Origin of the sequence: Rhodanobacter ginsengiterrae, from assembly GCF_050026815.1 — a bacterium.
GTDB lineage: Bacteria > Pseudomonadota > Gammaproteobacteria > Xanthomonadales > Rhodanobacteraceae > Rhodanobacter > Rhodanobacter ginsengiterrae.
This window is the reverse complement of sequence record NZ_JALBWO010000051.1, coordinates 135,185-158,049: the sequence shown is the minus strand read 5'-3', so window position 1 is coordinate 158,049 and position 22,865 is coordinate 135,185. Positions and strand designations below refer to the sequence as shown.

Here is a 22,865-nt window from a genome sequence, read left to right as displayed (position 1 = left end):
TGGTCAGTCGGAAATCGCCAGCACGCAGGCATCGGCACCGTAACTGCGGCAGCACACCGGGAAAATCGACAGACTCCCCGGCGCGATGGCCGGGCCAAGCAGTCCTTCCAGAAAGCCGCTGAAGAAGCTGCAACCCGAGTGCCCTTCCGTGCACAGCGGACTGGCGAGCAGGTGCAATTGCGCCTCCTGCAGATCCACCTCGATCAGCGCGCGCAACGCCGGTGTGCCGATGCGTTCGAGTGCATCGGCCAGCTCCAGCCCGCTGTCCAGTGCGTATTCCCGGGAGAACACCCAGCTCCCGACACGCTGGCCAGCCAGGGCCAGCGAGGACTCGCGCGCGCCTTCCGCCAGCGCCCCCTGCAGCGCCAGCAGCTTGGGCATGAGCCTGGGGTAGTCGTGCTCAAGGGCTTGCAGCGCCTGGTCGACCGCCGCTTCGTCCGGCCCCAGCATCACCGTTTCGACGAATGGCTGGACATCTACCGCTGCTGCCGGCGCGGGTGCCGGCGCGCGCGGCGTGGGCAGGATGAAGTCGAAGTCCGTTTCGGGCGGGGCCGCCGCGGCCGCGGTTGGAGGCGAAGCCTCTGCGCCGACCGGCCTGGTCAAGATCGGCGCGACCGTGAATGGTCCGTCTGTCGGCTGAGGCGCCGCTGCCACGACAGCTACGACTGCAGGCTGTGCAGCAAGCTCGATCGGCAGCGGCTCGGGTGCCGGCGGCGGCAGATAGGTCGAACGCTTCGCCGACGCGCCGAAGTGCGGTTTCGATTCGCCTTCCACGAACGGCGAGACGTTGAAGCTGATGAAGCGGTCGTAGGTCTCCAGCGCCGCTTCGAGCGCGCGCTGCTTTCGCGGCGGACCGCGCACCACCATGGTCAACAGGATGCCGTGCGTATCCTGCACCAGACGCTGGCGCTGAAGCGTGAAACCGCTGGCGAGAATGAAACGGCCAACTTCGATGAGCAAACCTTCCCGACTCTGCGAGAGGCCCTGGATTTCCAGCTCGATCATCAAGCCCCCTGTAGGCGATGCCGATGGAACATGTGAGTGGAACGATGTCGCGCGGCCTGTGCCGTGACGCTGGCGGCCGATACACCCGTATATGCCTCGATATTATCGCCAGCCGGACCACCGCGATGTGAACAATGACCGCTGACGCAACATCCGGCGCGGCCCTGGATGCGTCATGGCGTCCGCCACCTCAACCACGTATCGTCGTCTGTTTCCCGGCTTGGGTTTGCCATGGCTACGCTGCAACCGTTCCTCCATGCCGGTTTTCTGCACGAACTGGAACAGCTGATGGCCGGCGGCATGCGTCCGGCAACATGGCCGGCCGAACTCGCCGACCTGCTGCTCGGCCGGGGCGACGCGGCCCATCCGACACCGGCGGCAGCCTCACTGATCCAGCTGTTGCATGCGCAACAAGCCGTATTGCAGGCGGCCCTCCGTACCGGCCAGGTCGCCGATGAATTGCGGCGCTACCAGAAGTTCGTCAAACCGGGCCGGCCTTCGCCGCATATCGTGCAGCTGCGTCAGCAGCAGGCTGCCGCGCGGCAGGCTTCCAGCCAATCGCGACAGTCGCTGATGAAGGCTGCCACTGCCTTCGTGCGCGAGGCCGGCATCGAACGGCCAGCGCGACAGTCGCTGGACGTGTTCATGCTTGAATGGCTGGACAGCAGACTGCCGATGGAAGCCACCGCGCCGAACTGACGGGGCGACTTGCCGGATGGCGCGGTCGACACGCTGGCGTGCCGACCGCGCATGACCCGATCAGCGCAGGATGGCGGCCGGATCCTGCCTGGCCGTCAACGCGCTGCACAGCTGGATCGATTCGCCGGTCTGCGCCAGGCCACGGCCGATGCCGGCAGCATCCTTCTCGCGCGTCTTGAAGAACGACTGCAGACGATCGTACTCGGCGGTGGAGCAGCCACCACCGGCGGCCAGCGCAGGCAGGCGTCCGCCGGAGAAGCTGCCGGTGCGGGCGATGATCTGCGCATAGTGCGCGGTGAACCACGTCCACATCGCATCGCGCTCGGCCCGCGTATCGCGGCCGCCACGCAGCAGCATGCCCATCTCGCCGACCTTGACCGGCTTGGTCAGCGCGAAGTTGCGCACCTGTTCGGTCAGCGCCGGATCTTCCACGCTGGCCAGACCGCCGAGGATGCCGTTGCGCAGGGCCGGATCACTGGTCTTGGGCAACGCGGCAATCAAGGCATCGACTGCGCTCTTGCCGTGTTCCTGCACCGCCACGCCGAGCGCGTCACCGAGCAGATCGGGATCGGCGGCGGCCAGGTTCAGCTGGCCATCCGCGCCCGGCTTGAGTGCCGCCTCACCCTGCTTGAGCAGGGCCGCACGCACTTCCGGCACCTTGAAATCGAACGCCAGCGAGCTGGCCAGGCTGCCGCGCATCAGCGAATCGTCTTCCGGCTCGCCCGCCTTGCGCTGGTAGCCGAGCTGTTCCAGCCGCGGCAGGTAGGCAGCCGTGGCCCATGCCGTCAGACGGGCACGCTGTGCATCGGTGGTGGCAATGCGATGGTACAGACCACTGACCATGCCCAGCGGCGCGGTGGCCACTTCGCGGATCTTCGAGCTGGTCAGCGGCTGCAGCGCAGCCAGCACCTGGCCCGCGTCGAGGTCACCGCGACGGAAGCTGGCATTGATCGCATCGGCGTAAGCCAGCTGCTCGGCATCGCTGAGCTTGCCGACCTGCTTGATCAGACTGGCGAGGCCGTCCTTGTCCAAGCTGAAGCGGTAGTAGCCACTGGCATTCGCGTTCGGCATCACCCAGGTCGGATGGCTGGCGCCGGCGAGCACCATCGAGCCGCTGGCCTTGTCCAGCATGTCGCAGGCCACCTTGCTGCCATCATTCGTGCCATAGCGCACGCATACCGGCACACCCCAGATGCGCTGCGGTTCGCCGCTGCTGCCGAGCGGCAGGTAGCGGCTCTGGCTCAGCTGCAGCACGGTCTGGCCGTCTTTCTGTTCCAGCCTGGTCGCCACGTACGGCACGCCGGACTGGTCGAGGAAGCTCTTGAACGCGTGCTTGAAGGCGTCGCCCTTGTCAGCGGCGGTGGCAATCGCCGAGACCAGGTCGTCGGCGGTGGCATTGCCGTACTTCTGGCTCTGGATGTACGCGCGCATGCCCTTCTGGTAGGTCTTCTCACCCACATAGTTTTCGAACATGCCGATGACGCTGGCACCCTTCTGGTAGGTGATGCCGTCGAACGCGGTCATGATGTCGCCGTTGCCGGAGATCGGCTGGCGGATGCTGCGCGCACTGGTCAGGCTGTCGTTGCTCATCGCGCCCTGCGCACCGCGCACGCGATCCAGGTCGGCGCGATATTCCGGATGCACCTGCATGGTGACCTTCTGCTGCATCCAGGTCGCAAACGCCTCGTTGAGCCAGATGTCGTTCCACCATTCGGTGGTCACCGTGTCGCCGGTCCACTGGTGCGCCAGCTCATGCGCGTTGACGTTGAACGAACCCTGCACGTTGCGCGCCGGGGAATCCTTGTCCAGCAGCAGCAGCCAGTCGCGGAACGTCACCAGACCCGGGTTCTCCATCGCGCCAGCCTCGAAATCCGGCGCGGCCAGCAGGTCGAGCTTGCCGAACGGATAGCCGAAGCCGTAGTAGTTCTCCAGCGCGTGGATGATGCTCGGCGTTTCGCTCAGCACGTGCTGCATGCGATGGCCCTCGCCCTTGGCGGCGATGCCGCGCAGCTTCAGCGGCTCGCTGCGATAGGCGTCGGGCGAGATGTCCGGGCCGTCCACGATGTCCCACGGCCCGACCGCGAACGCCACCAGATACGTCGGCAGCGGCAGCGTCTGCGCGAAGGTCACCGTCTTCCAGCCCTTGCCGGCCGCCTGCTCCTTCACCTGCCTGGTATTCGCCACCACGTTCTCGTGGTCCGGCACGGTGATGCTGATGTCGAACGGGGTCTTGAAACCGGGCTCGTCGAAACCGGGAAACGCGAAGCGGGCGCTGATCGGCTCCATCTGCGTCATCGCGTAGGGCTGGCCCTTCGCGGTGACCTTGTACAGGCCCTGCAACTGCGCATTGAGCGGCGCGGTGTACTCGAACTTCACGGTGAGGTCCTGCGGCTGCAGCGTGCTGCCGAAGTCCACCCGCACCACGCCGGCCTTCGGATCCACGCTGACGTACTTGCCGACATGCGACTTGCCGGCGGCATCGGTGATCGTCACCTTCGACACCTTCAACTCGGCGCCATCCAGCCACAGATGATCGGAGGCCTGGCTCAGCTTGAGCTTGATCGTGGTGGTACCGGAAAAATCCTGCTGCGCAGGGTCGACCTTGAACGCCAGCTGGTAGGACTGCGGTACCGCCCAGCCCGGCAGTCGCCCCTGCGGCGCCTGATCGGCAGTGGCGGCGAACGCCGCGCCACAGCAGGTGGCGAGGGCGGTAAGCAGAAGGGGGCGGGCGAATCGACGCATGGCAAGGTGCTCTGGCGTGGGGGAAATCCCAACGCTAGAGCGGGCATGACTTGCGACCCAGTGCCAGAAGGCATGGCCGCTGCCACAGCGTCATCCGCTGGCCAAAAAAAACCGGCGATGAAGCGGACTCCATCGCCGGTCGGGGAAGCCCGCGCGCCTGCGGGGGAGAGGGAGGGGACTCCGACGCGCGGGGTTGTCACGGGACCAACGGCGTGCAGGTTAGCGACATCGCTTGCATCGCTCCAATTGATTGTTACCATCCCGCCCATAGTTTCTGGCTATTGCCGTATCGGGACACCCCATGAACCTGCGCGATCTCCAGTACCTGGTGGCCCTGGCCGAGCACCGCCACTTCGGTCGCGCCGCCAATGCCTGCTTCGTCAGCCAGCCCACCTTGTCCACCCAGATCAAGAAACTGGAGGACGAACTGGGCGTACCGCTGGTCGAGCGTACGCCGCGCAAAGTGCTGTTGACCGAAGTCGGCCGCGACATCGCGATGCGCGCGCGCAACGTGCTCAACGAGATCGAGCAGATCCGCGGCGTGGCACGGCGCACGCTGGACCCCGAATCCGGCACGGTGCGACTGGGCATCTTCCCGACCCTGGGGCCGTATCTGCTGCCGCATGTGCTGCCACTGGTGCGCAAGGCCTTCCCGCGACTGGAGCTGCTGCTGGTCGAGGAAAAGAGCGAGACCGTGCTGCGCCTGCTGCACGAGGGCAAGCTCGACGCCGGCATTCTTGCGCTGCCGCTGCACGAGGACAGCCTGCATCAGGAATTCCTGTTCGAGGAACCCTTCCTGCTGGCCGTGTCCGAGGCGCATCCGCTGGCGCACAAGCAGGGCCAGTTGAAACTGTCCGACCTGTCCCACCAGAACCTGCTGCTGCTGGAGGATGGCCACTGCCTGCGCGACCAGGCGCTGGAGGTCTGCCATCTGGCCGGCGCCGGCGAACATTCGGGCTTCCGCGCCACCAGCCTGGAGACCTTGCGCCAGATGGTGGCAGCCAACGTCGGCATCACCCTGCTGCCGGTGACCGCGGTGAAGCCGCCGGTGGCCCCGGTGGAGAACCTGCACCTGATCGAGTTCAAGGGCACGCCACCGAGCCGGCGCATTGCGATGGTCTGGCGCAAGAGCTCGGCGATGGATGCGTTCCTCAAGCGACTGGCCGAAGTATTGCGCGACTTGCCGGCCGACCTGCTCGACACGCGTTCCGCCACCACGCCCGCGACAGCGGCGCGCGCGCTGAAGCGCAAGACGTCCGCGCGCTGACCGCCGCCTCTCTGGACGCCGCCGGCGCCAGCACCGATCATCCTCAGCACCAGCGGATTCACGTGGCCCCGGACCTCACATGACGATGCGCAAACTGCTGATCGCCGCCGCGGCAATGCTGGCGCTGGTGTTCTTCCTGTCGCAGCGGCAGCACGGCGCCGTGGCGACCGCGCCCGGCGTGCTCGCTGCCGAGGTGCCGCAGCAGGTCGACCTGGATCACGGCGCAGTGTTGCAGCGCGACGGCGTCAGCCTGCAGACCCGCGCCCATTTCGACATCACCGCGCGCGTGCTTTCGCGCAAGGATTATTCGGGTGCCAGCGATGGCGACCTGGTACCCGTCGACCTCGCGCTAGGCTGGGGTCGCATGTCCGACAGCGAGGTGCTGGCGACGATCGACATCCGCCAGTCCGGCCGCTTCTACTACTGGCACGTCAAGGACTTCCCGATCCCGCGCCGGGAGATCGAAACCTCCAGCGCGAACATGCACATGATTCCTGCCGACGACGACGTCAGGCGCCAGCTGGAGCTGGTCCGCACCGGACAGGTCGTGCACATCGAGGGCTTCCTGGTCGATGCCAGCCGGCCCGACGGCTGGCACTGGAACACCTCGCTGACCCGCAACGACACCGGTGGCGGCGCCTGCGAACTGATCTATGTGGAAAGCATCACCATCGTCCCGGTCTGAGCCGGGGCGGGACAACCTCAGTAACGCAACAGGCTGTGCAGGGGCTTCGCGTCCGGCCAGCGCTCGCGGCCGCGCAGCCCGACCAGTTCGATCACCACGCCGGCACCGAGCAGCTCGCCGCCCAGCTGCTCCACCAGCGCACCCGCCGCCGCCAGCGTGCCGCCAGTGGCCAGCACGTCGTCGATCAGCAGCACGCGTTCGCCCGGATGGATCGCCGCGTGTTGCGCCTCCAGCCGGTCCGCGCCGTATTCAAGCTGGTACGCCGCCGCGATCACCGGCGGCGGCAACTTGCCGGGCTTGCGCAGCGGCACGAAGCCGGCACGCAACCGGTGCGCCAGCGCCGCGCCGAAGATGAAGCCGCGCGCCTCGACGCCACATACTGCCTGCACGTCGCCGTGCTGCCACGGCTCGGCCAGGGCATCAATGCAGCGGGCGAAAGCGACAGCGTCGGCCAGCAGCGGGGTCACGTCGCGAAACACCACGCCCGGCAGCGGAAAATCGGGTACCGCGCGGATCAACTCAGCGAATTCGTGCATGCCGCGTGCTCAGCAAGGGAAGCGATGGATATGACTCAGCACGGCAACAGCTCGCCTGGCAGGTCACCGTCATGCATGGCCTGCCGGGCCTCGCCCAGGCCGGCTTCAACCTCGGCCACGACGGCGCTGGCGTCGGCCAGGGCGGCTTCGGGAACCATCACCGCGATGTAATCCATCGCCGGCAATTGCCCCACCGCGCCGGTCAGGTACTCGCCGGCGATGAACGCGGGGATGCCGCCGGCTTCCAGCGCATCCTTGACCAGGTGGGCATCGAACAGGTTTTCGGCGCGATAGATGGTGTGCATGGTCCGCACGCTACGCCCGCACGGCAGTACGGGGCAAGCCGCCCCGCCCTGCGCCCGAAGTCGGCGACAGGGTAAACTTGCTCGTTTCCACCCTCGTCCGTGAGCCAGAGCCTGATGTCGACCGATCGTCCCGCCGCTGCACCCGCCAATCCGCCGGCCACGGTGCCGCAGGATTTCATCCGGCAGATCGTGCGCGAGGACCTGGCGTCGGGCAAGCACACGGCCATCCACACCCGCTTTCCGCCGGAGCCGAACGGCTACCTGCACATCGGCCACGCCAAGGCGATCTGCCTGAACTTCGGCATCGCGCAGGAATTCGGTGGCTGGTGCAACCTGCGCCTGGACGACACCAATCCGGGCAAGGAAGACCCCGAATTCGTCGAGGGCATCAAGGACGACGTGCGCTGGCTCGGCTTCGAATGGCATGAGTTGCGCCACGCCTCGGATTACTTCGAGGTGTTCTACCGCGCCGCCTGCAAGCTGATCGCCGATGGCGTGGCCTATGTCGACGACCTCGACGCCGAGCAGATGCGCGCCTATCGCGGCACGCTGACCGAAGCGGGCCGCCACTCGCCGTTTCGCGAGCGGTCGGTGGAGGAGAACCTGGACCTGTTTGCGCGCATGCGCGCGGGCGAATTCGCCGACGGCAGCAAGACCCTGCGCGCGAAGATCGACATGGCCGCCGGCAACATCAACCTGCGCGATCCGGCGATCTACCGTGTGCGCAAGATCGCCCACCAGAACACCGGCGACGCCTGGCCGATCTACCCGATGTACGACTACGCGCACTGCCTGTCCGACGCGCTCGAAGGCATCACCCATTCGCTGTGCACGCTGGAGTTCGAGGACCACCGGCCGCTGTATGACTGGTTCGTCGACAAGGTCGACCTGCCGAACCATCCCGAACTCTGGCAGCCGCTGCTCGATGCCGGCCTGCCCACGCGGCCGGCCAAGCCGCGCCAGATCGAATTCTCCCGCCTCAACCTCAGCTACTCGATCACCAGCAAGCGCAAGCTGGCCCAGCTGGTCAACGAGAACTTCGTCGACGGCTGGGACGACCCGCGCATGAACACCCTACGCGGCCTGCGTCGCCGCGGCTTCACCCCGGCCGGTCTGCGCCTGCTGATCGAGCGGCTGGGCGTGAGCAAGCAGAACAGCGTGATCGACTACGCCGTGCTGGAAGGCTGCATCCGCGAAGACCTGGACGCCACCTCGGCACGACGCATGGCGGTGCTCGATCCGCTGAAGCTGGTGCTGACCAATCTGCCCGAAGGCCGCGAGGAAAGCCTGGACTTCGCCAACCATCCCAAGGACGAGAGCTTCGGCACCCGTGCCGTGCCGTTCGCGCGCGAGGTGTGGATCGAGCGCGACGACTTCGCCGAGGTGCCGCCGAAGGGCTTCCACCGGCTGAAGCCCGAGGGCGAAGTGCGCCTGCGTGGCGTCGGCATCGTCAAATGCACCGGCATCGTCAAGGACGCCGAAGGCAACGTGACCGAACTGCACGGCACGCTCGATGCCGAAACCCGCCATGGCCTGCCCGGCGCCGACCGCAAGGTGAAGGGCACCATCCACTGGGTCAGCGCGAAGCACGCGGTGGCCGCCGAGGTGCGCTTGTACGACCGTCTGTTCAGCGTGGCCGCGCCGGACAGCGAGGACGACGGCAAGAGCTGGCTGGAGCACATCAACCCCGACGCCAAGCGGGTGATCCGCGGCTGGCTGGAACCGGCCGCAGCCGACGTCGCTGCCGAACAGCGCTTCCAGTTCGAGCGGCTGGGCTATTTCGTGGCCGACCGCGTCGACCATCGCGCCGACGCACCGGTGTTCAACCGCACGGTGACCTTGCGCGATGTCTGGGCCCGGGCTGCCGGCCAGTAACGGAGGACGCCATGCTGCCCCTGCAAATCCATCTGACCCTGCCGCCGTGGATCGGCGACGTGGCCGACACCAACCAGCGTTACCACAGCGACGAGGAACGCGTCGGCCTGGCGATCGAGCTGTCGAGACAGAACGTGGCTCGCGGTGGCGGCGGTCCGTTCGGCGCGGCCGTGTTCAACAGCCACAGCGGTCGGCTGGTCGCCGTCGGCGTGAATCGGGTGGTGCCGCAGAGCTGCTCGGTGGCCCACGCGGAAATGATGGTGATCATGATCGCCCAGCAGCGGCTCAGCCGGCATCGGCTGAACGAGGACGGTGGCCACTACGTGCTGGCCACCAGCTCGCAGCCCTGCTGCCAGTGCTATGGCGCCAGCGTGTGGGCCGGCATCGACGAACTGCTGATCGGCGCCCGCTCCGAAGACGTCGAGGAACTGACCGATTTCGACGAAGGCCCGCTGCCGGCCGACTGGATCGGCGAACTCAACCGCCGCAACATTGCGGTGCGCCGCGACATCCTGCGCGACCAGGCCCGCGAAGTCCTGGCCACCTACGGCGCCAGCGGCACACCGTATTGAGCCGCTGGCGCGCCACGCTGCCGCTGGTGCTGCTGGTGCTGGCCGGCATCGTGCTGTTCGCCTCCGGCTCGCTGGACCAGCTGACGCCCCATCAGTTGCTGGCCAACCAGGCTGAACTGCATGCGCAGATCGACGACCACCCCTGGCTGAGTCGCTTCGCCTTCACCGGCCTGCTGACGCTGACCGTGGCCACCGGCATTCCGGGCACCATCGTGGTGATCCTGGCCGGCGGCTTCGCTTTCGGCGTGTTCGACGCCACGCTGTATGCGTCGATCGGGCTGACCCTGGGTTCGCTGATCCTGTTCCTTGCCAGTCGTTATGCCTTCGGTCCAGGCAGCCGGCAGCCGCCCGCCATCGTGGCACGGATGCACCACGGTTTCGGGCAGCATCCGGTGAGCTACACGCTGTTCCTGCGCTTCGTTCCCGTCGTGCCGTTCGGTGCGGTCACGATCGCGCTGGCCTGGCTGCGCTGCCCGCTATGGCTGTTCCTCGGTGCGAGCTGGCTTGGCGGCACCGTCACACTGGTCTTCGAAACCTCAATCGGCGCCGGCCTCGGCGATGCGATGAGCCAGAGTGAAAGCATCGGCCCTGGACTGCTGATGCATCGGGAGGTATGGCTGCCGCTGGCCGGGCTCGCCCTGCTCGCCTTGTTGCCGCTGTTGGTGGAACGCCTCACGCGGCGATGGCGCCAAGGTGATCGCCGGGGCGACTGAAAGCTGTCAATTCGCCCGTTTCGCGCTAGTGTTGCCAGGCAACACCCGGGACGCCAGTCGCGTGGCCTGAAGAGCGTTCTGCAGGGACCGACGCGCAACGCGGGATGGGAGGGGGCGGATGGACATGGCGGCTGATTCCTGGCCAAAACGCGTGTGGCAGCGCCGGTCGCTGATGCAGCGGATGGCCTTTGTCGCGCTGATACCAGCGCTGGTCACCGCCGCCCTGCTGGCCACCCTGCTGACCCAGCGCCAGTTGGTCAACCTGCGCCAGATGGCGCGCGGCAACGCCGATGCCATCGCCATCCAGGCCGCCTCGATCAGTCTGCAACCGCTGCGGACCCTGCAGCTGCGGGAACTGACGCGAATCGCCGATTCGGTCGGCAAACTGCCGCACGTCGTCCGCGTGCAGATCCGCTCCAGCGCCGGCCAGATCCTCGCCGATCATGCCGAGGTCGACGCCAGGCGCCGCCCCGCGGAGGTGCTGACCGTGGTACGCGACGTGATCGACCACGACCGGCCCGGCGCCCTCGCCGAGGGGTCGGTGCGGGTGGACATCAGCCTGCACCAGGCCATTGCCGCCCAGCAGGACAGTCTGCGTCATGCACTGATCGCGCTGCTCGCCAGCCTGCTGCTGGCCGGGCTGATCGCCTGGCAGGCGGCCCGCTGGATCAGCGCTCCCTTGCGCCACCTGGCCGGTGCCGTCCACCAGCTCTGGCAGGGCGACAAGCCGGTCGAGGTGCCGATCACCGATCACACTGAAATCGGCCAGTTGCAGCGGGGCTTCAATCACGCCGCCGCCGCGCTTCACGATGTGCGGCGCGGCATGCAGGAACAGATCGAACACGCCACGCAGGAACTGGCCCGCAAGAACGCTGCACTGGAGGCGGCCAGCCTGGCCAAATCGCGCTTCCTGGCCGCAGCCGCGCATGACCTGCGCCAGCCGCTGTACGCACTGACCTTGTTCTCCTCCGCGCTCAGCGTGGACGAGGACGACCCGCAGCAGCTGGACCGGATCGCCCGCGTGCAGGAGTGCGTGCAATCGCTGGATCATCTGTTCAGCGAATTGCTGGACCTGTCGCGGCTGGAAACCGGCGCGGTACAGGTGGAGATCAGCGAATTTCCGCTGGCGCAGGTGTTCGCCGAGGTCAGCCGCAATTTCACCATGGTGGCCGAGCAGCGTGGCCTGCAATTGCTCAGCCACCCGACCCGGCTATGGGTGCGCAGCGACCGCACCATGCTGACCCGCATCCTCAACAACCTGGTCAGCAATGCGCTGCGCTTCACCCACCATGGCGGCGCGCTGCTGGGCACCCGGGTGGCTGCGGACGGCCTGGTGCGCATCGAGGTATGGGACACCGGCAGCGGCATCGCACCGGAACACCTGCCCAGCGTGTTCGACGAGTTCTACCGTATCGATGACCATCTCGATGCCGGGCTTGACGATGGTTCGCAGTCCAGCCTGGGCCTTGGCCTCGCCACGGTGCAGCGGCTGGCCAGGCTGCTCGACACCGAAGTGGTGGTGAAGTCCCGGCTCGGCCGTGGCAGCGTGTTCCACTTCCAGTTGCCGGTGGCGCGCGCGATGCCGGGCGAATCCCTGCCGCCGCAGGAAATGCCCGTCGACCTCGCCGGCAAGCGCGTGCTGGTGGTCGACGACGACCCGGCGATCCTGTCCGGGGTGCGCTTCCTGCTGCGCAGTTGGGGCTGCGACGTGCAGGTGGCCGAGGATCGCCTGCAGGCGATGGAGGCGGTGGAGAACTGGGCCGGGCCGCCGGACATCGTGATCAGCGACCTGCAACTTCGCGGCGGCACGCGGGGGCTCGACCTGTTCGCCGCGCTCGACCAGCACTACCTGCGCGATGGCAACGCGCCGTTCGCGCGCTTGCTGGTCACCGGTGAGACCCGCGTGGACCATCTGCGCGACATCATCGCGGCGAACATTCCGCTGCTGTACAAACCCGTCTCGCCGCCGCAGTTGCGCAGCGCGATGATGTCGGCGTGGACCACTGCACACGCCGGTGAGTGACTGCGGCGCACAAAAAAAGAGCGCCCGGGCGGGCGCTCTGAAAACTGGTGGGTCGTCCGGGATTCGAACCCGGGACCAATGGATTAAAAGTCCAGTGCTCTACCAACTGAGCTAACGACCCATCATTGCAAAACTCAAGCGGACAATTTTACGGTCTGCGCGGCAAGCGCACAAGCAAACGCTTTCGCGGATCGGTCACACATAGCGCGTGGGATCGGCCAATCCCGCCTCGTGGAAGCCCTGCGCCCGCAGGCGACAGGCATCGCAATGCCCGCAAGCGCGGCCGTCCTCGTCGGCCTGATAGCAACTGACCGTGGCGGAAAAATCCACGCCCAGACGCTGGCCTTCACGTGCAATGTCGGCCTTGCTCATGCGCATCAGCGGCGCGTGCACGCGAATGCCTGCGCCCTCGACACCAGCCTTGGTCGCGAGGTTGGCCAGCTGCTCGAACGCTTCGATGAAAGCCGGCCGGCAATCCGGGTAGCCGGAGTAGTCGACCGCGTTGACGCCGCACCAGATGTCGCTCGAACCCAGCACCTCGGCCCAACCCAGTGCGATCGACAGCATGATGGTGTTGCGCGCAGGTACGTAGGTGACCGGGATCGCGTTGCTGTCGCCGGCGTCCAGCGGCACATCGATATCGGCGGTCAACGCCGAGCCACCGATGCTACGCAGATCGATGCCGACCGTCTTGTGTTCGATGGCGCCGAGCATCCGCGAGACGCGGTCCGACGCCGCCAGCTCCGAACTATGGCGCTGGCCATACGACACACTGAGCGCGTAAACCAGATAGCCCTGCTCACGGGCCAGCGCGATCACGACGGCCGAATCCATGCCACCGGAAACGAGCACGACCGCCTTGCGGGGGGAGTTGTCAGACATAGTTGCATCCACACGGGTACGACCGGTCACCGGCCGGAAAACGCCACCGGCAACACAGGCCGACGCGCATGTTCTTGTTCAAGAGTCCGGCCGCGGATGGACGGTCTTGCTTCACGCGTTCAGGAACGAACGCAAAAATTACCGTCCTGCCGCGTCATTCCAGAGCAGCTTGTGCAACTGCAACTGGAAGCGCACCGGCAACCTGTCGGCAATGATCCATTCGGCCAGTTCGCGCGGTTCGACCGCGCCGTGCACCGGCGAGAACAGCACCATGCAGCGGTCCGCCAGCTTGTGCTCGACGAGCCTGGCGCAGGCCCATTCGTAGTCTTCGCGGCTGGCGATGACGATCTTGATCTGATCGTGTGCCAGCAAGTGATCGAGGTTGGACCACAGGTTGCGCTGGCTCTCGCCGGACCCGGGCGCTTTCAGGTCCATCACCTTGCGCACCCGCGGATCGACCGCAGCGACATCGAGCGCACCGGAGGTTTCCAGCGACACCTCGTAGCCGGCATCGCACAGGCGCTGCAGCAGGACCAGGCAGCGCTTCTGCGCCAGCGGCTCGCCGCCGGTCACGCAGACGTGCCGGGCGCCGTGCGAGGCGACCTCGGCCAGGATCTCGTCGATCGCGTGCCAGTTGCCGCCGTGGAAGGAGTACTCGGTATCGCACCACACGCAGCGCAGCGGACAGCCGGTGAGGCGCACGAACACGGTACGCCAGCCGATCGCATCGGCCTCGCCCTGGATCGAATGGAAGATCTCGGTGATGCGCAGCCGCTCGGTGGCGGCCACGACAGGCGTTGCGGACGCCTGCGCTGCGTCATGGCCACTCATTCGACGATCGACTCAGTTGCCGGACTGCAGCTGCAGACGCTGCAGGCGTTCCCTGGCCAGGCTGGCCGCCTTGGAACCCGGATACTTGGTGGTGACCTGGGTCAGCGTGGCCTTGGCCTCGGCGTTCTTCTTCAGCTCGAGCTGGCTGTAGCCGACCTTGAGCAACGCATCGGGTGCCTTGTCGCTCTGCGGGAACTGACCGAGCAATTGCTGGAACGATTCCAGCGCCACCGGATAATTGGTGGTGGCGTAATACGACTCGCCGAGCCAATACCAGGCATTGGGAACCAGCGGATTGTTCGGGAACTGCTGGATGAAGCTGCGGAACTCACGCGACGCTTCCACGTAGTTGCCCGCGCGAATCGCCTTGAAAGCCACATCGTAGGCGGCCTGTCCGGCAGCGGGATCCCCCGTGGCGGCACTGCTGGCGGCGGTCGCCGGCGTACCGGCGGCACTCGCGCCCGCACTGGCGGCAGCTGCAGCTGGCGGGTTGCCGGCCGCCTGCGGCGGGCTGCCCGCGGCGACGCCCGTACCGCCGGCCTCCAGGCGCCCAAGCCGGGCGTCGAGATCGGCGTACTTGGCCTTGTTCTTGTCGTCGAGCGTCTGCAACTGATGCTGCAGTTCCTCGACCTGACCTTGCAACTGCTGCACTTGTGCCTGCAGTTGCTGCATCTGGTTGACCATGCCGGTACCCGACTGGTCCTTGTTCTGTGCCTGCTGTTCCAGTCGCGCAACGCGATCGGCGAGACTCAGGCGGGAGTCCTGCGCGAATGCCGGGAACGCGAACAGCACGGCGGACGCGATTGCGCCCGCCGTGCCGATCCTGGCTGCAAAGCTGTTAGCCAGTCGCTTCATCATTACTGCGCCGTGTAGACGATCTCGACGCGACGATTCTTGCTCCAGCAATCCTCGTTGTGCTCACGGCACACCGGCTTTTCCTTGCCATAGCTGATCACTTCCAGCTGGCTGGCCTGGCCGCCGCTGGCCTGCAGGGCATCCGAAACGGCATTGCCACGACGCTCGCCGAGGCCGAGGTTGTACTCGCGGGTGCCGCGCTCGTCGGTATTGCCTTCCAGACGGATGTGCGACATCGGGCGGTCCTGCAGGTACTTGGCGTGGCACGCCATGATCTGCTGGAACTCCGGCTTGATCTCGGTCTTGTCGAAATCGAAGTACACGACGCGCTGACGCAGGCAGGCATCGGTATCGAGATCGGCGGGGGTGTACTTGCCGTCAGAGACGGGCGCCTGCTGCGGAGCGGTCTGCTCCGGAGCCGGCTGGGGCTTGACTTCCTGCTTCTTCGAGCAAGCGGCCGCGCCTACGCAGAGCAGGGCAACCAGGGCGACGCGAACGGTCTTATTCATGGTGACGTTCCTTACGAGTTGAGTTCCGACAAACGATGACGATTGGAATTACGGGACAGCTGACGCCGGTTGACCGGCTGTTATTTTGACACTTGAAAGATCGACGACGCGTGAGGCTGCGTCATCGCCCTGACTGGCTCCCGACGCGAAAGCGCCGTCACCGGAAACCGAAACGCGCCATTCCGGCGCTGTTCGGGCCCTATCCCTGGGCATCATGCTGCCGCACTTGCGCGCAGCAGCATGAAAAATCATCGTTGCCGGTATGGACCCCAAGCCGGCTCGCGCACGTCGCCATCGGATAGTACGAGGCGCTGGCGAACCTGGCCGTCAGCCGATACGGCGTACAGCACGCCGCGACGTCCTTCGGTAGCGGCATAGAGCAGCATGCTGGCATTTGGAGCAAAACTCGGGGACTCGTCGATCGGGCCCGGCGAGAGGAAACGCACCTGGTCACCCAAGGTTCGATCCATGATGGCGATACGATACACGTTCCCGTTGCCCTGCACCATCGCGATTTGCTTGCCGTCGTAGCTCACCGACGCGTTGGCGTTGTTCTGGCCCTGAAAGCTGATCCGCTGCGGCGTTCCGCCGCTGGCCGGGATCTGGTAGATCTGCGGCCGACCGGACCGGTCCGAGGTGAAATAGATGCTCTGGCCGTCCGCAGACCAGACCGGCTCGGTGTCGATCGACAGGCTGTTGGTCAGCCGGGTTTCCTTGCGGCTGGCCAGGTCCAGCACGAACAGCTCGAGGTTGCCGACATAGGACAGCGCCACCGCCAGCTTGCTGCCGTCCGGCGACCACGCCGGGGCGCCATTGATGCCGCGCGGATGCGACTCCACCAGCTGGCGCGAGCCGGTGGTGATGTCCTGCACGTAGATGTTGGAGTTGCCGCTCTCGAACGACACGTAGGCCAGCTTCTTGCCGTCCGGCGACCAGCTCGGCGACAGCAGCGACTCGCGCGAGCGCGCCACCACCTGCGGGTTGTAGCCATCCGAATCTGCCACCAGCAGCGAGTAGGTCGTGTTGTTGCCCAGGCCAACCGCGGTGATATAGGCGATGCGGGTCCAGAACGCGCCGCGCACGCCGGTGATCTTCTCGTAGACCACGTCGGCGATCTGGTGCGCCACGCTGCGCAGGTCGCCCGCCGGGGCCGGCGGCATCTGCTGGTGCAGCAGGCTCTGCTGCTTGTTGACGTCCCACAGCTCGTACTCGACCTGAACCATGCCGTTGCCGGCATCCTTGATGTTGCCGACGACGATATAGTCCTGCTTCAGCAGGCGCCAGGTCGGAAACTTGATGTCCGCACCCTTGCTGGGGAACTCCACGATGTCGCTCTTGGCCAGCGAGCGGAATTTGCCGGAACGGTTGAAATCGTTGCGCATCACGTCCGCGACATCGGTCGACAGCGGTGCGCCTCCGGCCTGGGCAAACGGCACGACCACGATCGGGGTGGCCGTCTTGACACCACCGACGATGTCGACATTCAGCGACTGGGCGGCGGCGGGGCCGGCGAACAAGGCCATGGCGGCCAGCAAGATGACGGCGAAGCTTGAGCTGAATTTGCGCATGGGCTTGATCATTGCGGCCTGAATGTGAAGGTTAGGTTGCGTTGGAACACGCTTTCAAAGCCCTTGTACGGCAGGGTCTTGGTTCGCAGCACCGCATTTTCGACCGAACGCCGGCCAGCATCGTCATAGGGACAGCTGGAATCGACGGTGGCGCTTACCACATCTCCACCGGGCGATTGCACGATATGAACCTGACAAGGCAGCGCCGCTATGTTATCCGGCCTCAACCAGTTGGGCGTGACCGCATTCTGAATGGCTGCCGCGTATTCGTCGGCCAGATTGCTGTTCGGGCTGTTGTTGCCGGTCTGGCGCTGATCCGCCGCCGGCAGGTCGGGCTGGCCGTCGTCCTGGGCGTTCTTGAGGTCCTCCAACTGCTGCCTGGCCTGCTTCGCCTTGTTGTCCAGCTGCTTCGTCTGGGCCGAGGCCGCGTCCATCTTGGCGAACAGTGCATCGAGCTTCTTCTTTTCCTCGGCCTTTTTCTTGGCCGCCTGCGCGTCCAGCTCGGACTGGCGCTGGCGCTCCTTCTCTTCCTGCAGCTGCCTGGCATCCTCCGCCTTCTGCGCCGCGTCCTCGACCACCCGTTCCTGGTCCTTGACGTCGACGTGCTTGGGTGGCGGCGGCAGCTCGCTGACCTGCGGCGTCACCGGTGGTGGCGGGGTCGGCGGCGGGATGGTCGGCGGCGGCGGGGTGGAATTGGGTACCGGCTTGGTCTTGACCGCCTTCGGCGGCGGGCTGCCGGTGCGCCCGATCAGGGTCGCCTCGATGATCTGGCCCTGCAGTTCCAGCGGCTTGGCGCAGGTGATCGGATTCATCCACGCCGGCAGGTGCAGCGCGTTGAAGAAATTCTCGTAACTCGAGCACGGCAGCACCGCGAGGAACAGAAACCCCACGATGCCGATATGCAGGATGGCGGAAAGTACGACCGCCTTCGGCGTCGCCTTACTTTCGTCCATTGGACGTGCTCTTGCCCTGCACGGGCTGCGCCATCAGGCCCACCTTGGCAACGCCGGCCTGCTGCAGGTCGGCCAGCACCGCGACCACGCCGCCGTAGTGGCCCTGGTCGTCGCCGGCCACCAGCACGTTGACGTCCGGATTGGTGCGCACGAAGGCGCCCACCTTGGTCTGCAGCGCAGCGGCGTCGAGCAGTTCCTTTTCGGCGCCGGGCAAGGTCAGGAACAGTTGGCCATCCTGCTTCACGGTGACGATGACCGGATCCTTTTTCTGCTGCAGCGACTTCGCATCGGCCTGCGGCAGGTTCACGTCGACGTTGGACTTCATCATCGGCGTCGTGACCATGAAGATGATCAGCAGCACCAGCATCACGTCGATGTAGGGCACCACGTTGATTTCGGATTTGAGCTTGTAGCGCTTCTGACGCCCGGACTTTCGCATGGCTGCAGCTCCGCTCAGGCGACGTCGTCGGACTGGATCTGCCGCTGCAACACGGAGGAGAACTCTTCCTGGAACACGTCATAGCGCGAGGCGATGCGCTCGACCTTGGTGGCGTAGCGGTTGTACGCCCACTGCGCCGGGATCGCCGCGAACAGGCCCATCGCGGTGGCGATCAACGCTTCGGAGATATGCGGCGCCACCACCGCGATGGTGACGTCCTTCATCTCGCCCAGACCCTGGAACGCGCCCATGATGCCCCACACGGTGCCGAACAGGCCCACGTACGGGCTGATGGAACCCACGTTGGCGAGGAACTCCAGGTTGCGCTCGAGCAGACCGATCTCGCGCGTTCCGGCGACCTGCATGGCACGCTCGGAGCCCTCGATCACACTGCGCGTGTCGTGGGTCTTGCGCTGGCGCTGGCGGGCGAACTCGCGGAAACCGGACTCGAAGATGTTCTCGATGCCGCCGTTGTTGCCGCTGCCATTGCTGACCTCGCGGAACAGCTGCGCCAGGTCGCCACCGGACCAGAAGCGCTCCTCGAACGCCTCGGCGTCTTCCAGCGCCGCCTTGGTCTGCGAGTACTTGCGCACGATGATGACCCAGGACAGGAACGAGAACACCAGCAATATCAACAGCACCAGCTTCACTGGCAGGCTCGAATCCGCGATCAGCGAGAAAATGTTCAGTCCACCGTTCATTGCTTGCAGGTTCTCCGCCGGTTCGGCTTGGTTGTTCTTGAGATGCGGTTACGAAATCAATTCGGACGGAATCAGGTCGGGCGGAATCGGTGCCGGCCGCATGCGCGTCAGATCGACGCAAGCTACCCGCACGCTGGCGCGGATCAGGCAACTGCCGTCCATCTTCGTGATTGTCTGGGTGAACAGGATACTGGCAGCGCGCCGCTCTTTGACTTCGACCGTTACCGCCAGTTCATCATCCAGCAGGGCTGGCCTGAGGAAATCGATATGCATGTCGCGCACCATGAAGGCCAGCCCGGTGGCTTGCTTGTACGCCATCTGGTCCACGCCCAGCGCGCGCATCCACTCGCTGCGGGCGCGCTCCATGAAGCGCAGATAGCCGGCGTGGTAGACCACGCCGCCAGCATCGGTGTCCTCCCAGTAGACGCGCACTTTCCAGCTGAAGGGCGGCTGCGCCACGGGCTCAGACATCAGCGGCTCCCGCCTCGAACAAGTCGGCGGCCTGCACCTGGCGCGGCGGCGGGGTCAGCCCGAGGTAGCGCCAGCCTTTCGCGCTGATCATGCGCCCGCGGGCGGTACGCACCAGGTAGCCCTGCTGGATCAGGTACGGCTCGACCACGTCCTCCAGCGTGCCGCGGTCCTCGCTCAGCGCCGCGGCCAGCGATTCGACGCCGACCGGACCGCCATCGAAATTCTCCACGATCAGGCCGAGCAGGCGCCGGTCCAGTTCGTCGAAACCCTCCGGGTCGATCTTCAGCATGTCCAGCGCCGCCCGCGCCACCGGCAGCGTGATCTCACCGCCGGCGCGCACTTCGGCGTAGTCGCGCACGCGGCGCAACAGGCGGTTGGCGATGCGTGGCGTGCCACGCGACCGTTGGGCGATTTCCTGCGCACCTTCCGGCGCGCAGACGATGCCGAGGATCTTCGCGGCGCGACGCACGATCGCGGCGAGCTCGTCGGCCGTATAGAACTCCAACCGCTGCACGATGCCGAAACGGTCGCGCAACGGCGCGGTGAGCATGCCGGCGCGGGTGGTCGCGCCGATCAGGGTGAACGGCGGCAGGTCCAGCTTGATCGAACGGGCAGCCGGACCTTCGCCGATCATGATGTCGATCTGGAAGTCCTCCATCGCCGGATACAGCACTTCCTCCACGACCGGCGACAGGCGATGGATCTCGTCGACGAACAGCACATCGTTCGCCTCCAGGTTGGTCAGCAGCGCGGCCAGATCACCGGCGCGCTCCAGCACCGGGCCGGAGGTGGAGCGCAGGTTGACCCCCAGCTCGTTGGCGATGACATGGCTGAGGGTGGTCTTGCCCAGGCCCGGCGGGCCGAAGATCAGCACGTGGTCCAGCGCGCCGCCGCGCTTCCTGGCTGCCTCGATGTAGATCGACAGCTGCTCGCGCACCGCCTGCTGGCCCAGGTACTCGGCCAGCCGCTTCGGCCGGATGGTGGCTTCCAGCGCCTCGTCGTCGAGCTGGGCGGCAGCGGTGATGATGCGGTGGTCGGTCATGGCCGCATTATGGCGGTTTGTGCTCTTGCGTGGGGCGGAAGTCAACGGCAAGAGCAGTCATGTCCATGAGTCAAAGAAGTGCGTTCCTGGACGTCTTTGACTCGCCATGGTCCGGCTGCGCCCGACCATGGCTACGCGGGCTGATCGCCTGCGCGATCAGCCCGCGTGCGATCCATCCGTGGATCGCGGTGGAGATCTGATTCGCGCAGCGAATCAGATCTCCACCTGCGCGCCCAGCTCTATCAGCCGGTTGCCGGGAATCTGGAAGAACGCGGTGGCCGGCAGTGCATTGCGCGACATGAAGGCAAACAGCTTGTCGCGCCAAAGGGCCATGCCGGGGCGTCGCGAGTCGGCGACGATGCTCTCGCGCGAAAGGAAGAAGGTGGTGTCCATCATGTCGAAGGCGAGGCCTTCACGCGAACACTGCGACAGCGCCTGCGGGATGTTCGGATCCTCGGCGAAGCCGAAGCGCAGTTCCAGTGCGTAGAAGTCATCGCTGCCAGGCGACAACGCGGTGAGCTGGATGCGCTCGTCGGCCTCGGCCACCGGCGTTTCCAGGATGCCGACGGTAAGCAGCACATTGCGTTCGTGCAGCACCTTGTTGTGTTTCAGGTTGTGCAGCAGTGCGTGCGGCACCGCATTGAGGTTGGCGGTGAGGAACACCGCCGTGCCGGGCACCCGCAGCGGCGGGTGCGCCGCCATGTTCTCGATGAACGGCGCCAGCGCGAGCCCGCTCTGCTTGATTTCGCGCACCACCAGCTCACGCCCGCGGCGCCAGGTGGTCATCACGGCAAACATCAGCAGGCCCAGCACCAGCGGGAACCAGCCACCCTGCAGGATCTTCAGCGTGTTGGCACCAAAGTAGCTGAGGTCGATGGCCAGCAGGATCACGCCCAGAGCGATCACCAGCACGCGGCTCCATTGCCACATGCGCCGCGCCACGATCATCACCAGGACCGTGTCGATCGCCATGGTGCCGGTCACCGCGATGCCGTACGCGCCGGCCAGCGCGTTGGACGAGCCGAAGCCGACCACGGTGGCGATCACCGCCACCATCAGCGCGCGGTTCACCCACGGCAGGAAGATCTGCCCGATCGCCTCGCGTGAGGTGTGCACCACCTGCATCCGCGGCAGGAAGCCGAGCTGGATCGCCTGACGGGTCACCGTGAAGGCGCCGGAGATCACCGCCTGCGACGCAATCACCGTCGACAGGGTGGCCAGCGCAATCATCGGATACAGCGCCCAATCCGGCACCGAGTGATAGAACGGATTGGCGATCGCCTCCGGATGCACCAGCAACAAGCCGCCCTGGCCGTAATAATTCAGCAGCAGGGCCGGCATCACGAAGAAGAACCAGGCCGCGCGAATCGGCACGCGACCAAAATGCCCCATGTCGGTGTACAGCGCCTCGGCGCCGGTCACGCACAACACCACCGAACCCAGCGCCAGGATCGAAGTCTTGCCGTGGGTCATGAAGAACTGCACCGCGTACCACGGGTTCAACGCGTGCAGCACTTCCGGCGCTTGAATGATGTTCCACACGCCGATCACGCCAAGCGCAAGGAACCACAGCACCATCACCGGGCCGAAGATGGCACCGACCTTGGCGGTGCCATGGCGCTGCAGCCAGAACAGGCCCAACAGCACGGTCACGGTGATCGGCACCACCCAGTGCGACAGGCCCGGCGCCGCGACCTGCAGGCCCTCGACCGCCGAAAGCACCGAGATCGACGGCGTGATCACGCCATCACCGAAAAACAGCGCCGCACCCAGCAGGGCCATCAGCATCACCGCGCGACGCATCGCCACGGACTTGCCGCTGGCGCGCTGCGCCAGCGTCATCAGCGCCATGATGCCGCCCTCGCCCTTGTTGTCCGCACGCATGACCAGGCTGACGTACTTCACCGCCACCACCATGATCAGCGACCAGGTAATCAGCGACAGGATGCCCAGGACGGTGCTCGGTCGCGGATGCAGGCCATGCTCCGGCAGGAAGGTCTCGTGCATGGTGTACAGCGGGCTGGTGCCGATGTCGCCGAACACCACGCCGATCGCACCGAGAATCAGGGTGGAACGGGCGCCGCGAACATGGGCGGTGTCGCCGCTGGCCGGTGACTGGGCAGGGTTGTCTGATGGCTGGCTCATGGAAATCCTGGGGAACTGGCTGGCTGCTGCACGGCGTCGTCCGACGC

At 66.1% G+C, this 22,865-nt stretch carries 23 protein-coding genes and 1 tRNA gene; 8 read left to right on the top strand and 16 right to left on the bottom strand.

Going from position 1 to position 22,865, the window contains the following annotated elements; genetic code table 11:
- Positions 1-3: 3 nt before the first annotated feature.
- The gene (locus tag ACQGNJ_RS07670) at positions 4-1,005 is read right to left on the bottom strand and encodes a hypothetical protein (protein ID WP_426688643.1); all 1,002 of its coding nucleotides are present in this window, start codon (positions 1,003-1,005) and stop codon (positions 4-6) included.
- A 231-nt stretch (positions 1,006-1,236) separates the two neighbouring features.
- On the opposite strand from ACQGNJ_RS07670, the gene ACQGNJ_RS07665 reads away from it, so the two are divergent.
- Positions 1,237-1,704 carry a hypothetical protein gene (locus tag ACQGNJ_RS07665; protein WP_426688642.1) on the top strand — a complete coding sequence of 156 codons (468 nt, stop codon included), beginning with the start codon at positions 1,237-1,239 and terminating at the stop codon, positions 1,702-1,704.
- 60 nt (positions 1,705-1,764) lie between these two features.
- Here the strand turns inward: ACQGNJ_RS07665 and ACQGNJ_RS07660 are convergent, their stop codons facing one another.
- Positions 1,765-4,446: a M1 family metallopeptidase gene (locus ACQGNJ_RS07660; protein ID WP_426688641.1), complete on the bottom strand. Its 2,682-nt coding sequence runs from the start codon at positions 4,444-4,446 to the stop codon at positions 1,765-1,767.
- Positions 4,447-4,747: 301 nt separating this feature from the next.
- On the opposite strand from ACQGNJ_RS07660, the gene ACQGNJ_RS07655 reads away from it, so the two are divergent.
- Positions 4,748-5,713, top strand: a complete 966-nt coding sequence (locus ACQGNJ_RS07655) for a LysR substrate-binding domain-containing protein (protein ID WP_426688640.1) — start codon at positions 4,748-4,750, stop codon at positions 5,711-5,713.
- A 79-nt stretch (positions 5,714-5,792) separates the two neighbouring features.
- Complete coding sequence (locus ACQGNJ_RS07650) at positions 5,793-6,398, top strand: hypothetical protein (protein ID WP_426688639.1); 606 nt, start codon at positions 5,793-5,795, stop codon at positions 6,396-6,398.
- Positions 6,399-6,415: 17 nt separating this feature from the next.
- Here the strand turns inward: ACQGNJ_RS07650 and ACQGNJ_RS07645 are convergent, their stop codons facing one another.
- Positions 6,416-6,934 (bottom strand): adenine phosphoribosyltransferase, encoded by a 519-nt coding sequence (locus tag ACQGNJ_RS07645; RefSeq protein ID WP_426688638.1) that lies wholly within the window; start codon positions 6,932-6,934, stop codon positions 6,416-6,418.
- Positions 6,935-6,969: 35 nt separating this feature from the next.
- Positions 6,970-7,239, bottom strand: a complete 270-nt coding sequence (locus ACQGNJ_RS07640; RefSeq protein WP_426688637.1) for a putative signal transducing protein — start codon at positions 7,237-7,239, stop codon at positions 6,970-6,972.
- A 114-nt stretch (positions 7,240-7,353) separates the two neighbouring features.
- On the opposite strand from ACQGNJ_RS07640, the gene ACQGNJ_RS07635 reads away from it, so the two are divergent.
- The 4 genes from ACQGNJ_RS07635 (at position 7,354) to ACQGNJ_RS07620 (ending at position 12,422) form a co-directional block, all read left to right on the top strand.
- Positions 7,354-9,114 (top strand): glutamine--tRNA ligase/YqeY domain fusion protein, encoded by a 1,761-nt coding sequence (locus ACQGNJ_RS07635; RefSeq protein ID WP_426688636.1) that lies wholly within the window; start codon positions 7,354-7,356, stop codon positions 9,112-9,114.
- An 11-nt stretch (positions 9,115-9,125) separates the two neighbouring features.
- Complete coding sequence (locus ACQGNJ_RS07630; protein ID WP_426688635.1) at positions 9,126-9,686, top strand: nucleoside deaminase; 561 nt, start codon at positions 9,126-9,128, stop codon at positions 9,684-9,686.
- A complete protein-coding gene (locus ACQGNJ_RS07625) occupies positions 9,683-10,399 on the top strand; it encodes a TVP38/TMEM64 family protein (RefSeq protein WP_426688634.1) in 717 nt (238 codons plus the stop codon). The genes ACQGNJ_RS07630 and ACQGNJ_RS07625 overlap by 4 nt, the downstream gene beginning before the upstream one ends.
- 124 nt (positions 10,400-10,523) lie before the next feature.
- Positions 10,524-12,422: an ATP-binding response regulator gene (locus tag ACQGNJ_RS07620; RefSeq protein WP_426688633.1), complete on the top strand. Its 1,899-nt coding sequence runs from the start codon at positions 10,524-10,526 to the stop codon at positions 12,420-12,422.
- 45 nt (positions 12,423-12,467) lie between these two features.
- Here the strand turns inward: ACQGNJ_RS07620 and ACQGNJ_RS07615 are convergent.
- The 11 genes from ACQGNJ_RS07615 to ruvB form a co-directional block, all read right to left on the bottom strand.
- Positions 12,468-12,543, bottom strand: a tRNA-Lys gene (locus ACQGNJ_RS07615).
- A gap of 74 nt (positions 12,544-12,617) precedes the next feature.
- Positions 12,618-13,304: a 7-cyano-7-deazaguanine synthase QueC gene (queC, locus tag ACQGNJ_RS07610; RefSeq protein WP_426688632.1), complete on the bottom strand. Its 687-nt coding sequence runs from the start codon at positions 13,302-13,304 to the stop codon at positions 12,618-12,620.
- Between the two features lie 138 nt (positions 13,305-13,442).
- Positions 13,443-14,135, bottom strand: coding sequence for a 7-carboxy-7-deazaguanine synthase QueE (gene queE, locus ACQGNJ_RS07605; protein WP_426688631.1), 693 nt, complete (start codon positions 14,133-14,135; stop codon positions 13,443-13,445).
- A gap of 12 nt (positions 14,136-14,147) precedes the next feature.
- Entirely contained in the window at positions 14,148-14,990 is an 843-nt protein-coding gene (gene ybgF / locus ACQGNJ_RS07600) for a tol-pal system protein YbgF (protein WP_483432963.1), read from the bottom strand.
- A gap of 2 nt (positions 14,991-14,992) precedes the next feature.
- Complete coding sequence (gene pal / locus ACQGNJ_RS07595; protein ID WP_426688629.1) at positions 14,993-15,499, bottom strand: peptidoglycan-associated lipoprotein Pal; 507 nt, start codon at positions 15,497-15,499, stop codon at positions 14,993-14,995.
- A 248-nt stretch (positions 15,500-15,747) separates the two neighbouring features.
- Positions 15,748-17,079 (bottom strand): Tol-Pal system beta propeller repeat protein TolB, encoded by a 1,332-nt coding sequence (tolB, locus tag ACQGNJ_RS07590; protein ID WP_426688628.1) that lies wholly within the window; start codon positions 17,077-17,079, stop codon positions 15,748-15,750.
- Entirely contained in the window at positions 17,076-18,020 is a 945-nt protein-coding gene (gene tolA / locus ACQGNJ_RS07585) for a cell envelope integrity protein TolA (RefSeq protein ID WP_426688627.1), read from the bottom strand. The genes tolB and tolA overlap by 4 nt, the downstream gene beginning before the upstream one ends.
- A complete protein-coding gene (gene tolR, locus ACQGNJ_RS07580) occupies positions 18,007-18,459 on the bottom strand; it encodes a protein TolR (protein WP_426688626.1) in 453 nt (150 codons plus the stop codon). Before tolR ends, tolA begins: the two co-directional genes overlap by 14 nt.
- Before the next feature lie 14 nt (positions 18,460-18,473).
- Positions 18,474-19,160 carry a protein TolQ gene (gene tolQ, locus ACQGNJ_RS07575; protein ID WP_426688625.1) on the bottom strand — a complete coding sequence of 229 codons (687 nt, stop codon included), beginning with the start codon at positions 19,158-19,160 and terminating at the stop codon, positions 18,474-18,476.
- Positions 19,161-19,208: 48 nt separating this feature from the next.
- On the bottom strand, positions 19,209-19,631 hold the full coding sequence (gene ybgC / locus ACQGNJ_RS07570) for a tol-pal system-associated acyl-CoA thioesterase (RefSeq protein ID WP_426688624.1): 423 nt from the start codon (positions 19,629-19,631) through the stop codon (positions 19,209-19,211).
- Positions 19,624-20,673: a Holliday junction branch migration DNA helicase RuvB gene (ruvB, locus tag ACQGNJ_RS07565; RefSeq protein ID WP_426688623.1), complete on the bottom strand. Its 1,050-nt coding sequence runs from the start codon at positions 20,671-20,673 to the stop codon at positions 19,624-19,626. Before ruvB ends, ybgC begins: the two co-directional genes overlap by 8 nt.
- Before the next feature lie 65 nt (positions 20,674-20,738).
- Here ruvB and ACQGNJ_RS07560 point away from each other — a divergent pair, with 65 nt between their 5' ends.
- Positions 20,739-20,873, top strand: a complete 135-nt coding sequence (locus tag ACQGNJ_RS07560; protein WP_426688622.1) for a hypothetical protein — start codon at positions 20,739-20,741, stop codon at positions 20,871-20,873.
- A 13-nt stretch (positions 20,874-20,886) separates the two neighbouring features.
- Here the strand turns inward: ACQGNJ_RS07560 and ACQGNJ_RS07555 are convergent, their stop codons facing one another.
- Positions 20,887-22,818, bottom strand: a complete 1,932-nt coding sequence (locus tag ACQGNJ_RS07555) for a potassium transporter Kup (RefSeq protein ID WP_426688621.1) — start codon at positions 22,816-22,818, stop codon at positions 20,887-20,889.
- Between the last annotated feature and the right edge of the window lie 47 nt (positions 22,819-22,865).